Origin of the sequence: Phocaeicola paurosaccharolyticus JCM 15092 (assembly GCF_000613805.1) — a bacterium.
In the GTDB taxonomy this organism is placed as follows: Bacteria; Bacteroidota; Bacteroidia; order Bacteroidales; family Bacteroidaceae; genus Phocaeicola; species Phocaeicola paurosaccharolyticus.
The window spans coordinates 1-13,251 of sequence record NZ_BAJR01000047.1 but is presented as its reverse complement, the minus strand read 5'-3'; the positions used below and the strand labels follow the sequence as shown (position 1 = coordinate 13,251).

The following is a 13,251-nucleotide window of genomic DNA, read 5'->3' as shown; positions in this document are numbered from 1 at the left end:
GTAGATTAATCACATAAAGTTTATCATTTGGCGTCGCCGTCTGATCGGTCGTCGTCGCCAAATGATCATTCGCCGTCGTCGTCTGATGAGTTGCCGTCGCCGTCTCATCTTTTAGTCCTGAAGAAAGATAAAAAAAGATGTGTAAAGCCTAATAATATGAGCTTTACACATCTTTTTATTATAATAATCGACTATAAGTCTAAGCAGAAATAGTTCTATTCTTGTGGAAGGTCGTCAAAGTTATCATCCTTACTTATACTTGATATTGTTCCATTTGCTATTTTTATAGAAAATGGAATATATAAGTCGGATAACGGGAAGCTTATGCTTGCTGCCAAAGTTATAGTTTTATTTGATTTACTTTTTTCAGAGTCAAATACTATACCTTCAAGTATTGCATTATTTTTAAAATCATCCGAAAGATACTCTTCGAAAGTCCTTTTTGTGAATGTTTTTGAGAAGATAATGCTGTTGTTTGATTTATTTATTATTCTAACAGCTATTTTGTTGTCACAGAAGAGTCCGGTTTCAGTTTTCACTTTTGGAAGAGAGTCACTTGGAGCTCTGTTTACAGATAGATTATAGCTTTTCCCATTTACGTTTATTTGTTGCTCTGAATTAGAGGCTTGCATCTTTTGAATACCAGAATCTGTTGCAGTGCTGTCTAATTGGAACATTAATTGATCAATGTTTTTTTCCTCACTTTTCTTACCTGAACAGCCACAGATCAGTGCGGCAGAAGCAATTAATAAAAAGAAATTCTTCATTAAATTAAAAATTATTTGTAATGCAAAGTAAATTAATCTCGGGCAAAAAGCAAACTAATACCATAAAAAAGCGATAGCTGCACAATTCGCATTGGGCAGCTACCAAGAGAAAACTAAAAACTAAACTAAATTGTCTTTGTTTAGATTCTCTTTCGCTTTAAAGGTTTAATGGAAACATCAATTATTTGATAGATTTCCAAAATCTTATGAAATCCTTATATAATCCATAGCATACAAGTTCATCATTATCCATGAGTTGATACTCTTGGTCTATAGAACTAGCTATCTGATGTTTTATTACTGACATACCTAAACTATTGAGTCCATGCTCACCCTCTATTAAGGCAATTATTTTTATATTATATTCGAACTCAAATTGCAGATCCTTTAATTTGTATCCAACTAGAAGATATGGTACTTTGAACTTTAGTACGTAGTGTTCATCGTCTACTTTAAATGACTCTACATTAACTTTCAAATCCAGTCTTTGTGAGAGGCTTCTCGCAGCCACCTTCTCCGGAGTAAGTATGCAGTCCAAATTAAAAGCTTCCAAAATTGTGGAGTGAATCTCATCTACGGCACGAGCGTATATATGCTTAACCTTCATCTTCTTTAGTAGTGCTACAACACGTACAGATGAGCCTAGATCTTCACCTATAGCTACAATTACTATATCAACATCTTTAAGTGGAAGTAATGACATAGCTTGCTCTTCTGTTGCATCCAATATGAATGAGGCTGCAATCTTATCTTTGAGCATTTCTACTCTATGTTCATCGGTGTCAACGCCTATTACTTCGTTTCCCAATAGTGAAAGTTCTTCAGCAAGAACTCCACCGTAGTTTCCAAGTCCGATAATTATATATTTCATCTTTTCTCTTTAGTTAATTATTAAATCTTCGTTGGGATATTTATAGAATGAATTATTTCTCTGTTTAATAATGCTTGATAGAAGTGTAAGTACCCCAACTCTTCCTACAAACATTAATGTTATTACTACAATTTTACTGTCAACCCCCAGCTTCATTGTTGTGTTAAGGCTTGATCCTACAGTACTCAGAGCGGATACACACTCGAAAAAGAGTGATAGTACATCTATCTCCGGCTCAAATATGGTAAGTAGAAAGAGTCCGGCGAATGCTATGAATGCATAGAAAATCAGGGTAGCATTAGAACGCTTCACAGAATCGTGTGTAAGCTCTCTGTGGAATATTGTAACCCTAGTATCACCATATATAAAAGAGCGAATGTTAAGTAGAACAACTGCAAATACATTTACCTTAATACCACCTGCTGTTGACTGCGTTCCACCACCTATCATCATAAGTATTATAATTATAAGAATAGTAGGCGTGCTGAACAGAGTAGGAGATATGCTGGAAAATCCTGCTGTTCTAGGAAGAGAGGCATTAAAGAAGGCCTGTACAAACTTATCTTCTACAGAAAGAGATGCAAAAGAATTGTTCCACTCTAGAATAAGTATTGTAGCTGTACCTAAAGCCAGTAATATTATTGTCATCATGATTACAATCTTTGTATTTAGGTTGTATAGATGAACCTTTCTTGTAGGTGGGTTGCTTCTCTTATGTATCCTAGCCATAAGATGCTTTAATTCATAGCAGGCGCTGTTGTATAAATTAACAAGAATAGGAAAACCAAGTCCTCCAAATACAATTAGTAAAGATATTGTAATGAAAAATGTATTGTGGTTCTGCATAACCATATAGTTTCCTAGATTGTTTGGCAAAGTAGAAAAACCTGCATTACAGAAAGCAGAAATGGAGTGGAATATGGAAAATGCGATCTCATCATCAATGGTGTATCCCGGGAACGTGGTGTGTATGTCTAAGAAAATTATAATTGCCCCTGCCGCCTCTATGGAGAGTGTAAAAACAAGAATGTATATCAGTGTCGAAAAGAGGGAGGATAGTGACTCGGAACTAATAAGGTCGCGTACTATAATTTGGGAATAGAGCGATGTATTTCCCATAAAGAACATTGCAAAAAAACAGGTGAAGGTCATCACTCCTAAACCTCCAATCTGTATAAGCACTATTATTATGGAGAGCCCCATTGGAGTGAATGTTGTTGCTACATCTACCGATGTTAGTCCTGTAACACATGTTGCACTGGTAGAGATAAATAGAGCATCGATGAATGATATGCCTGTATAGGTTGAACGAGGTAGCATAAGCAATAATGCACCTATCATTATGAAAATAAAGAAACTTGATGCGAAGATTAATGATGGATTAGTCCTTTTTCCAAGAAGTTTCATAATGCCTGCCGAGAGCATGAGCAAAGAGAGCAATCCTATAAGCATTTCCAGATATATTTCACTATGTAGAATTGCCCATAATGAATGGATAATGTTCTCACCGGATGGTTCACTAAATATAACCGGAATAAGAGTAAGGTATAGAGATATACTCAGAATGTATTTTATTATGCTTATGCCTTTCTTATCATATTTAGAATCTAAAATAGCATGAATGGCGCTGTTGAATAGGAAAACAATCCATGAAAGCGTAAGTATACCATTTAGTACTGAGTGTTGGTAAGCGTTTATAACAAAGCCATGTTGATAGATTATGGCAAAAAGAGTTATAGCTGAAATAATATAAGTTAATAAGTCTACGGAGTTAAGAATCTGCTTAATATAATATTTTGCTATTTTCTTATTCGAAGGGGTAAGTTTATCTATAAGTTTCATACGCATTATGCGTTATTGTTTTTACCTTGGATTTACTATATATGTTATAAACAAATTAATAGATCGTTTTCTTCTAGAATATTAAATATTAATTCAGTTGATATTTATATTATTCTAAGAATTAAATTGCAGGCAATTAATATATTACAATAGATACAATCGTATTGATATAACCATAATCATCCTTATATTAGTAATCTTATTGTCTTATTATGTTTGCGGCTGCAAATTTATGGATTTATTAGAAATTTCAACTAATTTATAAAAAAAATTAGTGATATAATCATAAAATGCATAAATTTGGCTTTTGAAATAATAAAATGTAACGAAATGGCTACTAAGCAAAAACGATTTATTCTCCCAGAAGACGAAATACCTAAATATTGGTACAATATACAGGCAGATATGGTCAATAAGCCAATGCCTTTATTAAACCCTAAGACTAAACAACCACTTACTGCGGAAGATTTGTTTCCTATCTTTTCTAAGGAAGCAAGTCGTCAGGAATTGAATATGACCGATGCATGGATAGAGATTCCGGAAGAGGTCAGAGAACTATATAAGTACTATAGAAGTACACCTTTAGTAAGAGCTTATGGTCTTGAAAAGGCTTTGGGAACTCCGGCTCACATCTATTTCAAAAATGAGAGTGTAAGTCCTATTGGCTCTCACAAAATTAACTCTGCTCTTCCTCAGGTATATTACTGTAAACAGGAAGGTGTGACAAATGTCACTACTGAAACTGGAGCAGGACAATGGGGAGCAGCCCTATCATATGCAGCAAAAGTATTCGGAATTGAAGCAGCTGTATATCAGGTAAAGGTTAGTTATGAGCAGAAGCCATATCGTAAGAGTATAATGCAGACTTTCGGTGCTCAGGTTACACCATCTCCTTCTATGTCTACTCGTGCAGGTAAAGATATAATTACTCGTGATCCTAATAATCAGGGCTCACTTGGTACAGCTATTTCTGAGGCTGTAGAGCTTGCTCTAACTACTCCTAACTGTAAATATACATTAGGATCTGTGCTTAGTCACGTTTCACTTCACCAGACTGTGATAGGTCTTGAGGCTGAAAAGCAGATGGATATGCAGGAGAGTATCCAGATATTGTTATTGGCTGTTTCGGAGGTGGATCAAACTTTGGTGGTATAGCTTTCCCATTTATGCGTCATAATATATTGGATGGTAAGAAGACAAGATTCATTGCTGCTGAACCAGCGTCATGTCCTAAGCTTACAAGAGGCAAGTTCCAGTATGATTTTGGTGATGAGGCTGGTTATACTCCTCTTTTCCCAATGTTTACACTAGGTCATAATTTCCAACCTGCTAATATTCACGCTGGTGGATTACGTTACCATGGTGCCGGATCTATCGTTTCACAGTTGCTTAAGGATAAAATGATGGAAGCAGTAGATATACAGCAACTTGAATCATTCGATGCCGGATGTCTTTTCGCTAAGGCAGAAGGTATAATACCTGCACCTGAATCTTGCCATGCCATAGCTGCTGCAATTGCTGAGGCAAATAAGTGCAAGGAGAGTGGTGAGGAGAAGGTGATATTGTTTAACCTATCTGGTCATGGACTTATTGACATGGCATCGTATGATCAATATCTTGCTGGAAACCTCATGAACTATGATCTTAAAGATGAGGATATACAGAAGAATCTTGATGAGATAAAAGATTTCTTATAATAAGATTTTTATTCAGTCTGTTTTATTAAGACTGATCTGAAAGATAAAAATAGCCTTGAGATTTCTCAAGGCTATTTTATTGATATATCATATTATTCAGTTTCGAAACTTCGAAGTAACTTAATCTCGTCAGCCCAGATTGTCTCATCGGGTGTCTCAAGTACTATAGGTATATTGTCAAAGCGGTTATCTTTCATGAAACGTTTGAAGAACTCAATACCTAAGGTTCCCTTTCCAATACTCTCATGACGGTCAACTCGGCTTCCAAGCTCTTTCTTTGAATCGTTTAGATGAATTGCTTTAAGATAATCAAGGCCTACAACCTCATCAAGCTCCTTGAATACATTTTCATAGTTTCCAACTAAATCATATCCTGCAGAATAAGTATGACAAGTATCAATACATATTCCAACTCGCGATTTATCTTCCACCTTATCTATTATATGTTTCAGATGCCAGAACTCATTTCCAACATTTGTTCCCTGACCTGCTGTATTCTCAATAACCGCAGTCACTCCTTTTGTCTTCGAGAGTGTTATATTTATAGACTCTGCAATTATGTCCAGACACTCCTCAACAGTAATCTGCTTCAGGTGACTTCCTGGGTGGAAGTTAAGAAGGTTTATTCCTAACTGCTCGCATCTTTGCATCTCATCCAAAAATGCATCTCTGCTCTTCATCAATCCCTCTTCATCCGGACTTCCCAAATTTATGAGGTAGCTGTCGTGAGGAAGTATGTATTTTGTATCAAGGTTATTTTTCTCACAATTCTTCTTGAAAAGTTTAATACTCTTTTCTGAAAGAGGAGTACTCTTCCACTGTCTCTGATTCTTTGTAAATAGAGCAAAAGCATTTGCTCCAATCTGTGATGCGTTAAGAGGAGCGTTCTCAACACCACCACTTGCTGTTACATGTGCACCTATATATTTCATATCTATACGTTTTTCAATATATACAAAGTTAAATTATTTATTGTAATGTATAGTTTGATAGGAATTTATTTACTCTTCTTTAGTATTTTTGTATTTAGCTGGCGACATGCTATATGTGCTTTGACATAACGACCAAAAAAGGACTGATTTGGAAAGTTGAACTCTTCGGAAATTTCTTTAATAGACTTTTCTGAGTATTTCAGTTTATCTTTTATATGTTTTATTGCATACTCATTGATTATTACAAGAGGATTTTTTCCACAAGTCTGCTTAATTATATTCGAGAAGTACTTTGGAGAATAGCAAAGTTTGTCAGCAAAATAGCTTACGGAACGGTGTTTGCCATTGTCTTCCGATAGTAACTCCATAAACTTAATGCATGTATAGTCAGCTCTTTTTATGTTCTCCTGAGAATATTGAGTCTTTTCAGTTTCAGGAATATCCTTATTTATATATCCAAAAATATCGAACAGAAGAGCAGAATATATATACTTTTTAGTCTCATTATGGTAGCAGTGAGAATCATCTTTTATATTTGATTCTATTAGCGCTGCATAATGCTTAAAGTATTCATAGTCATTTGCATTCATTAATTCTGCCGATAGTATAGGGTTTTTGTAAATATGCATACCTGTTTCCAAAATGCGTTTCTCTATCTTTAAGGTATTACGTATGAAACTGTTCGAGAATCCTAATATATTAACTTTATAATGACTATCGCAACTTATTCTCCTTAATATTGAATTAGGAAGACATAATAGAGAGTCATGAGCATGCAGATGATATGATTGGTCATTGATATTTATTTGTATATCTCCTTCAATACAAATAGCGATAAGAAAACAATCTAGCCTAATGGCTTTATTGTTAGATCTTATGCCTTCCATATTGTTTATTAAAAGAAAGTGATTATCAACATACTCTATGTAATCAGCAAGTTCTGGACTGTTTTTGAAATCTTCTATCCTTAAATTCATTATCGTATTACTTTCCATAAACATATTCTATTTTAACTAGTATATAATATATTGTCTTATTTTTCTCTATCATAAATTTTTGCGTAAATTTGGAAAAATCTGATAATATAAAGACATTCTATAGGTCCTTTTGACTGTTCTGTTTATCTTATTTTTCATACTATTCAGATTTTGGTAGAAAATAGGACACACAATGGGTGATATTGGCTAATACTTATGTTTATCAATAATATACTTTTGCGCTCAATTTTATAAAACAATTCAGATTATGATAACAACAAACGGAAAATTTGTACGGCTTATGACCATTGTAGGCTTTACATTGTGTTTAATCTCTTGTAAAGAAGTTCCAAAAACAGAAATAGGTACAAACTATGCTACAATGAAGGTGGCATTGGGTGATAAGGATTTGTCAACATCTTATTCAGCAACAGTAAGAGGTCGTCAGGATATAGATATTTATCCTCAAGTATCCGGAAGAATTGAAAGGCTTTGTGTTTCGGAGGGAGAGAAGGTAACTAAAGGGAAATCACTATTTATTATTGACCAAGTACCATATAAAGCAGCATTGAAGACTGCTTCTGCTAATGTAGAGGCAGCAAAGGCAGCACTTGCAAATTCTGAGTTAAGTTATAACAGCAGCAAGGAACTCTTTGCAAAGAAAGTTATTTCTCAGCACGCTTTACTAACTGCCAAAAATAGCTATCTCATGGCTAAAGCGCAATTATCTCAAGCAGAAGCACAAGAGCTTAATGCAAAAAATAATTTATCATATACAGTGGTGAAAAGTCCTTGTAACGGTGTAGTGGGAGCACTGCCTTTCCGTGCGGGAGCTTTGGTTGGTCCAAGTATGGCTCAATCTCTTACTACTGTTTCTGATAATTCTGATATGTATGTATACTTCTCAATGACAGAGAATCAGTTACTTAATCTTACTCGTGAATATGGAAGCATGGATGATGCTTTGAAAAATATGCCTGAGGTTCAACTTCGTCTGAATGATAACTCTATTTATGACAAGAAAGGAAAGATTGAGTCAATAAGCGGAGTTGTTGACATTAAGACCGGCAGTGTAACTGCACGTGCTGTTTTTCCTAATGACTCTCGCTTACTTCATAGTGGTGTCTCGGGTACAGTACTTGTTCCAAGCACATTTAAACAGTGCATTATAATACCTCAAAGTGCAACAGTGAGGATGCAGGATAAGACTCTTGTATATAAAGTAGTTGACGGTAAAGCTGTCTCTTCTCTTATTACTGTAGCTGAGATAAACGACGGTCGTGAATTAGTTGTTCTTGACGGACTTAAGCCTGGTGAGGAGATTATCTCTCAGGGTGCAGGATTAGTACGTGAGGGAACAAAAGTAAAATGAGTAATACATTAATCATTATATAAGATTAAAATATGAAAGGAAATGTATTTATAAAGAGACCGGTAATGGCAATCTCTATCTCCATATTAACTTTGGCGGTAGGATTGATTTCGCTCTTTACATTACCAGTTGAGCAATATCCTGATATTGCACCACCTACTGTTTCTGTATCTGCATATTACACAGGTGCTGATGCTGATGCTGTAATGAATAGCGTTGTCATGCCACTGGAAGAGAGTATAAATGGAGTTGAGAATATGATGTATATTACTTCAACTGCAACAAATTCCGGAAGTGCTACTATACAGATATATTTTAAGCAGGGCACTGATCCTGATATGGCTGCTGTAAATGTTCAGAACCGCGTCTCTAAAGCGCAGGGATTGTTACCTGCCGAAGTTACTAAGGTCGGAGTGACAACACAGAAACGTCAGACCAGCTTCTTGCAGATAAATGCTTTGGCTTGTAATAATGGAGAATATGATCAAACATTCCTAGCTAACTATCTGGATATAAACATTATTCCAAGAATAAAGCGTATTGAAGGTGTTGGAGATATAATGATGCTTGGTGATACATATAGTATGCGTATCTGGCTCAAACCAGAGCGAATGGCACAATATGGACTGATTCCTAGCGATATTACTGCAGTGTTGGGAGAACAGAACATTGAAGCCCCTACAGGATCACTTGGAGAGAACTCTAAGAATACATACCAGTTTACTATGAAATATCGTGGACGACTGAAGAGTGTTGAAGAGTTCCAAAATACAGTGGTCAGAGCTCAGGATGATGGTTCAGTTCTTCGCTTGAAAGATGTTGCAGATGTTAAGTTAGGCACTATGTCTTATAGTTTCAACAGTAGTATGGATGGCAAACCTGCAGTAATGTTTATTGCAAACCAAACTCCAGGAACTAATGCGACAGATGTAAATAAATCTATGTCTGAACTGATGAAAGAGATGGAGAAAGATCTGCCTAAGGGTGTGGAATTTGTTAATATGATGAGTTCCAATGACTTTCTTTTTGCTTCTATAGATAATGTTGTAGAGACTTTGGTTGAGGCTATACTTCTGGTAATTCTTGTGGTATATTTCTTCTTGCAGGACTTTAAGAGTACATTAATTCCATCAATATCAATTATTGTATCATTAGTAGGTACTTTTGCCTGTCTTATGATTGCCGGTTTCAGTATTAATATCCTTACGCTATTCGCTCTGGTATTGGCAATTGGTACGGTGGTCGATGATGCCATTGTTGTAGTAGAGGCTGTGCAGACTAAGTTCGATGCAGGATATAAATCTTCATATTTAGCAGCCAAAGATGCTATGGGTGATGTAACAATGGCAATTGTTTCTTGTACTTGTGTATTTATGGCGGTGTTTATACCTGTAACATTTATGGGTGGAACTTCCGGCGTATTTTATACTCAGTTTGGTGTGACAATGGCTACTGCTGTAGGTCTATCTTTAGTCTCTTCATTGACACTTTGTCCTGCTTTGTGTGCTCTGCTGATGCGTCCATCCGATGGAACAAAGAGTGCTAAAAGTATTAACGGGCGAGTACGAGCAGCATATAATGCTTCATTCAATGCCGTTTTCAATAAATATAAAAAAGGAGTTCTCTTCTTTATTAAACATCGTTGGATGGTGTGGGCTGGTACAATAGCATCAATTGCGTTATTGGCATTCCTTATGTCTACAACAAAAACAGGACTTGTTCCACAAGAGGATCAGGGAGTATTGATGATCAATGTCAGCACATCACCTGGAAATACACTCAAGGAGACAAATGTTGTGGTGGATAAAATGGAGGCCATATTGAAAAATACTCCTGAAGTGGCACATTATACTCGTGTTTCCGGTTATGGACTATTGGCTGGTCAAGGAACCTCTTATGGAACAGTTATTGTACGTCTTAAGGATTGGAAAGAGAGAAAAAGCGATGAGAGTTCGGCAGATGCTGTAGTGGCAAAACTAAATGCTCAATTCAGTACAATAAAGGAGGCACAAGTCTTCTGTATTCAGCCTGGTATGATCCCTGGCTATGGTATGGGTAACTCAATAGAACTTAACTTACAAGACCTTTCCGGTGGTGATAAAACAACATTCTATACTAATACAATGCAGTTCCTGGGTGCTCTTAATCAACGTCCGGAAATAGCAATGGCCTATACATCTTATGCAATGAACTTCCCTCAGATTTCTGTGGATGTTGATGCTGCTAAATGTAAGATGGCAGGTATTTCTCCAGCGGAAGTTGTAAGTGTATTGGGCAATTATTGTGGTGGCGCTTATATTAGTAATTATAATCAGTTTGGCAAGGTGTATCGTGTTATGATGCAGGCTTCCCCTGAATATCGTTTGGATGAGAATTCACTCAATAACATGTTTGTGCGCAACGGAAATCAAATGGCACCACTTAGTCAGTTTGTAACATTAAAACGTGTTCAAGGGGCAGAGTCATCCGACCGTTTCAATCTTTACAGCTCAATAACTGCTAATGTTAACCCTGCAAAGGGATATTCTACAGGTGAAGTTCAAAAGGTTATCGAAGAGGTTTCGAAAAAATCACTTCCAACAGGATATAGTTATGAATATGGTGGTATGGCACGTGAAGAGTCAAGTAGTGGAGGTGCAAAGACACTATTTATTTACTCTGTATGTATACTACTTATATATCTGATATTGGCATGTCTCTATGAGAGTTTCTTGGTTCCATTTGCAGTCATCCTCTCTGTTCCTTTTGGCTTAATGGGGTCTTTCCTCTTCGCTAAGTTCTTTGGATTGGAGAATAATATATATCTGCAGACGGGTGTTATCATGCTGATAGGTCTGTTGGCTAAGACGGCTATCCTTATCACAGAATTTGCTATTGAACGTCGTCGAAAAGGTATGGGAATTGTTGAATCGGCATATACTGCAGCCCAAGTTCGTCTTCGTCCTATAATGATGACTGTAATGACAATGATATTCGGTATGCTACCACTGATGTTCTCTACTGGAGCCGGTGCTAACGGAAACAGTTCACTTGGTACAGGTGTGGTTGGTGGATTGCTTGTGGGTACACTGGCATTGGTTTTCATTGTGCCGGTATTCTATATAATATTTGAATATCTGCAGGAGAAGATACGTAAGCCTATGCACCATGACGCTGATGTTCAAGTAGAATTAGAACATGAGAAGAGTTTGGCAGAACAAAGTTCTTTTAATCAAGAGTAGAAAAAAGGATAATATATGAAGAAAATATTATTACTGACAACCGCAACAGCTTTACTTAGCAGTTGCGGAGTATATACCAAATATAACCAGCAGACAACAGTTCCTGATAACCTGTATGGTGAGAATGTGGTAATAGAAGATAGTGTGGGATTGGGTAAACTTGACTGGCATGAGCTTTTTACTGATACCATATTGCAACAGACTATTGAAATAGGTCTAAAGAACAATACAGATTATTTATCAGCTCAGCTACGTGTTGATGAGGCTAAAGCTGCACTTATGTCGGCTAAGTTGGCATATCTGCCATCTTTTGCACTCTCTCCACAAGGGACTATATCAAGCTTTGATAACTCAAAAGCAACTCAGACTTATAGTCTACCTGCTGTAGCAAGTTGGGAGATTGATATTTTTGGCAATTTACGTAATGCAAAAAAACAGGCAAAAGCTGTATATGCGCAGAATAAGGATTATCAACAGGCAGTACGTACACAACTTATTTCGTCTATTGCAAATACATACTATACCTTGCTTATGCTTGATGAGCAGCTTGAATTAACTCAAGAGACAGAAAAGGCATGGCAGGAGAGTGTAGCTTCAGCAAAAGCACTGATGAATGCCGGACAGTATAATGAAGTTGGAGTTGCACAGATGGAGGCAACACTTTATAGTGTACAGACATCTGTTCTTGACCTTAAGGAGCAGATAAACCAGGTAGAGAACAGTATGTCTTTGTTACTTGCTGAGACTCCTAGAAATTATGAACGTGGAAGATTAGCCGGACAGAAGTTTACAGATAATCTATCAGTGGGTATTCCTGTACAAATACTTTCAAATCGTCCTGATGTACGTGTAGCAGAACGCTCTCTGGAGGCTGCTTTTTATGGAACAAATCAGGCGCGTTCGGCTTTCTATCCATCTATAACACTTAGTGGTAGTGCAGGATGGACTAACTCAGCCGGAAGTATGATCATTAATCCGTCAAAGTTTCTAGCTTCAGCAGTAGCTTCATTGACTCAGCCACTTTTTGCAAAGGGCAAACTGGTAGCTCAATATAAGATTGCTAAAGCTAAACAGGAAGAAGCAGCTCTATCTTTTCAACAGACATTGCTAAAAGCTGGAAGTGAAGTGAATAATGCATTGACCGCATATCAGACAAGCAATCAGAAGAGAGAATTGTATGAAAAACAGATTTCATCACTGCAAAAGGCTCTTGATAGTACTACTATGCTCATGGAACATGGTACAACAAATTATCTAGAGGTGTTGGTAGCTCGTCAGAGTCTGTTGTCTGCTCAGTTATCGCAGACTGCTAACAGATTTATAGAGATACAGAGTATTATCAACCTATATAGAGCATTGGGAGGTGGACAAAGTTAGTTTGTTTATTCTCTTTGAAAAAATCAAGGTGTATCATAATTCATAATAATATAGAGTTATTGATACACCTTATCTTTTACTAATAATATATATTTATAATACGGAAATAAGAAGATTATCTTTTTATGAGACTTGACTGTGTTATGTACAATACAGTAACTTTAAGATATGGGTTAATGAATTTTCTTATTTATA

The 13,251-nt window shown here is 36.4% G+C and carries 8 protein-coding genes and 1 pseudogene; 4 read left to right on the top strand and 5 right to left on the bottom strand.

Annotated elements, in window-relative coordinates; genetic code table 11:
• Window positions 1-215: 215 nt before the first annotated feature.
• The 3 genes from JCM15092_RS13585 to JCM15092_RS13575 form a co-directional block, all read right to left on the bottom strand.
• Window positions 216-767 (bottom strand): DUF4738 domain-containing protein, encoded by a 552-nt coding sequence (locus tag JCM15092_RS13585; protein ID WP_024995122.1) that lies wholly within the window; start codon window positions 765-767, stop codon window positions 216-218.
• A gap of 181 nt (window positions 768-948) precedes the next feature.
• Window positions 949-1,638: a potassium channel family protein gene (locus tag JCM15092_RS13580; protein ID WP_024995121.1), complete on the bottom strand. Its 690-nt coding sequence runs from the start codon at window positions 1,636-1,638 to the stop codon at window positions 949-951.
• A 9-nt stretch (window positions 1,639-1,647) separates the two neighbouring features.
• On the bottom strand, window positions 1,648-3,480 hold the full coding sequence (locus JCM15092_RS13575; protein WP_024995120.1) for a TrkH family potassium uptake protein: 1,833 nt from the start codon (window positions 3,478-3,480) through the stop codon (window positions 1,648-1,650).
• A gap of 330 nt (window positions 3,481-3,810) precedes the next feature.
• Here JCM15092_RS13575 and JCM15092_RS16290 point away from each other — a divergent pair.
• A pseudogene (locus JCM15092_RS16290) lies at window positions 3,811-5,177 on the top strand (TrpB-like pyridoxal phosphate-dependent enzyme).
• Between the two features lie 92 nt (window positions 5,178-5,269).
• Here JCM15092_RS16290 and nfo read toward each other — a convergent pair.
• Entirely contained in the window at window positions 5,270-6,109 is an 840-nt protein-coding gene (nfo, locus tag JCM15092_RS13565) for a deoxyribonuclease IV (protein ID WP_024995119.1), read from the bottom strand.
• Window positions 6,110-6,174: 65 nt separating this feature from the next.
• A complete protein-coding gene (locus JCM15092_RS16285) occupies window positions 6,175-7,104 on the bottom strand; it encodes a helix-turn-helix domain-containing protein (protein WP_235782379.1) in 930 nt (309 codons plus the stop codon).
• Window positions 7,105-7,354: 250 nt separating this feature from the next.
• Between JCM15092_RS16285 and JCM15092_RS13555 the strand changes: the two genes are divergently transcribed.
• The 3 genes from JCM15092_RS13555 to JCM15092_RS13545 are packed head-to-tail and all read left to right on the top strand — an operon-like array spanning window position 7,355 to window position 13,056.
• On the top strand, window positions 7,355-8,458 hold the full coding sequence (locus JCM15092_RS13555) for an efflux RND transporter periplasmic adaptor subunit (RefSeq protein WP_024995118.1): 1,104 nt from the start codon (window positions 7,355-7,357) through the stop codon (window positions 8,456-8,458).
• A gap of 32 nt (window positions 8,459-8,490) precedes the next feature.
• A complete protein-coding gene (locus JCM15092_RS13550; RefSeq protein ID WP_024995117.1) occupies window positions 8,491-11,679 on the top strand; it encodes an efflux RND transporter permease subunit in 3,189 nt (1,062 codons plus the stop codon).
• Window positions 11,680-11,694: 15 nt separating this feature from the next.
• A complete protein-coding gene (locus JCM15092_RS13545) occupies window positions 11,695-13,056 on the top strand; it encodes a TolC family protein (protein ID WP_024995116.1) in 1,362 nt (453 codons plus the stop codon).
• Window positions 13,057-13,251 lie beyond the last annotated feature (195 nt).

Bases quoted from the DNA above. Each gene is read 5' to 3' on its own strand.
- JCM15092_RS13585 (WP_024995122.1), bottom strand. From the start codon at position 767: ATGAAGAATTTCTTTTTATTAATTGCTTCTGCCGCACTGATCTGTGGC.
- JCM15092_RS13580 (WP_024995121.1), bottom strand. From the start codon at position 1,638: ATGAAATATATAATTATCGGACTTGGAAACTACGGTGGAGTTCTTGCT.
- JCM15092_RS13575 (WP_024995120.1), bottom strand. From the start codon at position 3,480: ATGAAACTTATAGATAAACTTACCCCTTCGAATAAGAAAATAGCAAAA.
- nfo (WP_024995119.1), bottom strand. From the start codon at position 6,109: ATGAAATATATAGGTGCACATGTAACAGCAAGTGGTGGTGTTGAGAAC.
- JCM15092_RS16285 (WP_235782379.1), bottom strand. From the start codon at position 7,104: ATGGAAAGTAATACGATAATGAATTTAAGGATAGAAGATTTCAAAAAC.
- JCM15092_RS13555 (WP_024995118.1), top strand. From the start codon at position 7,355: ATGATAACAACAAACGGAAAATTTGTACGGCTTATGACCATTGTAGGC.
- JCM15092_RS13550 (WP_024995117.1), top strand. From the start codon at position 8,491: ATGAAAGGAAATGTATTTATAAAGAGACCGGTAATGGCAATCTCTATC.
- JCM15092_RS13545 (WP_024995116.1), top strand. From the start codon at position 11,695: ATGAAGAAAATATTATTACTGACAACCGCAACAGCTTTACTTAGCAGT.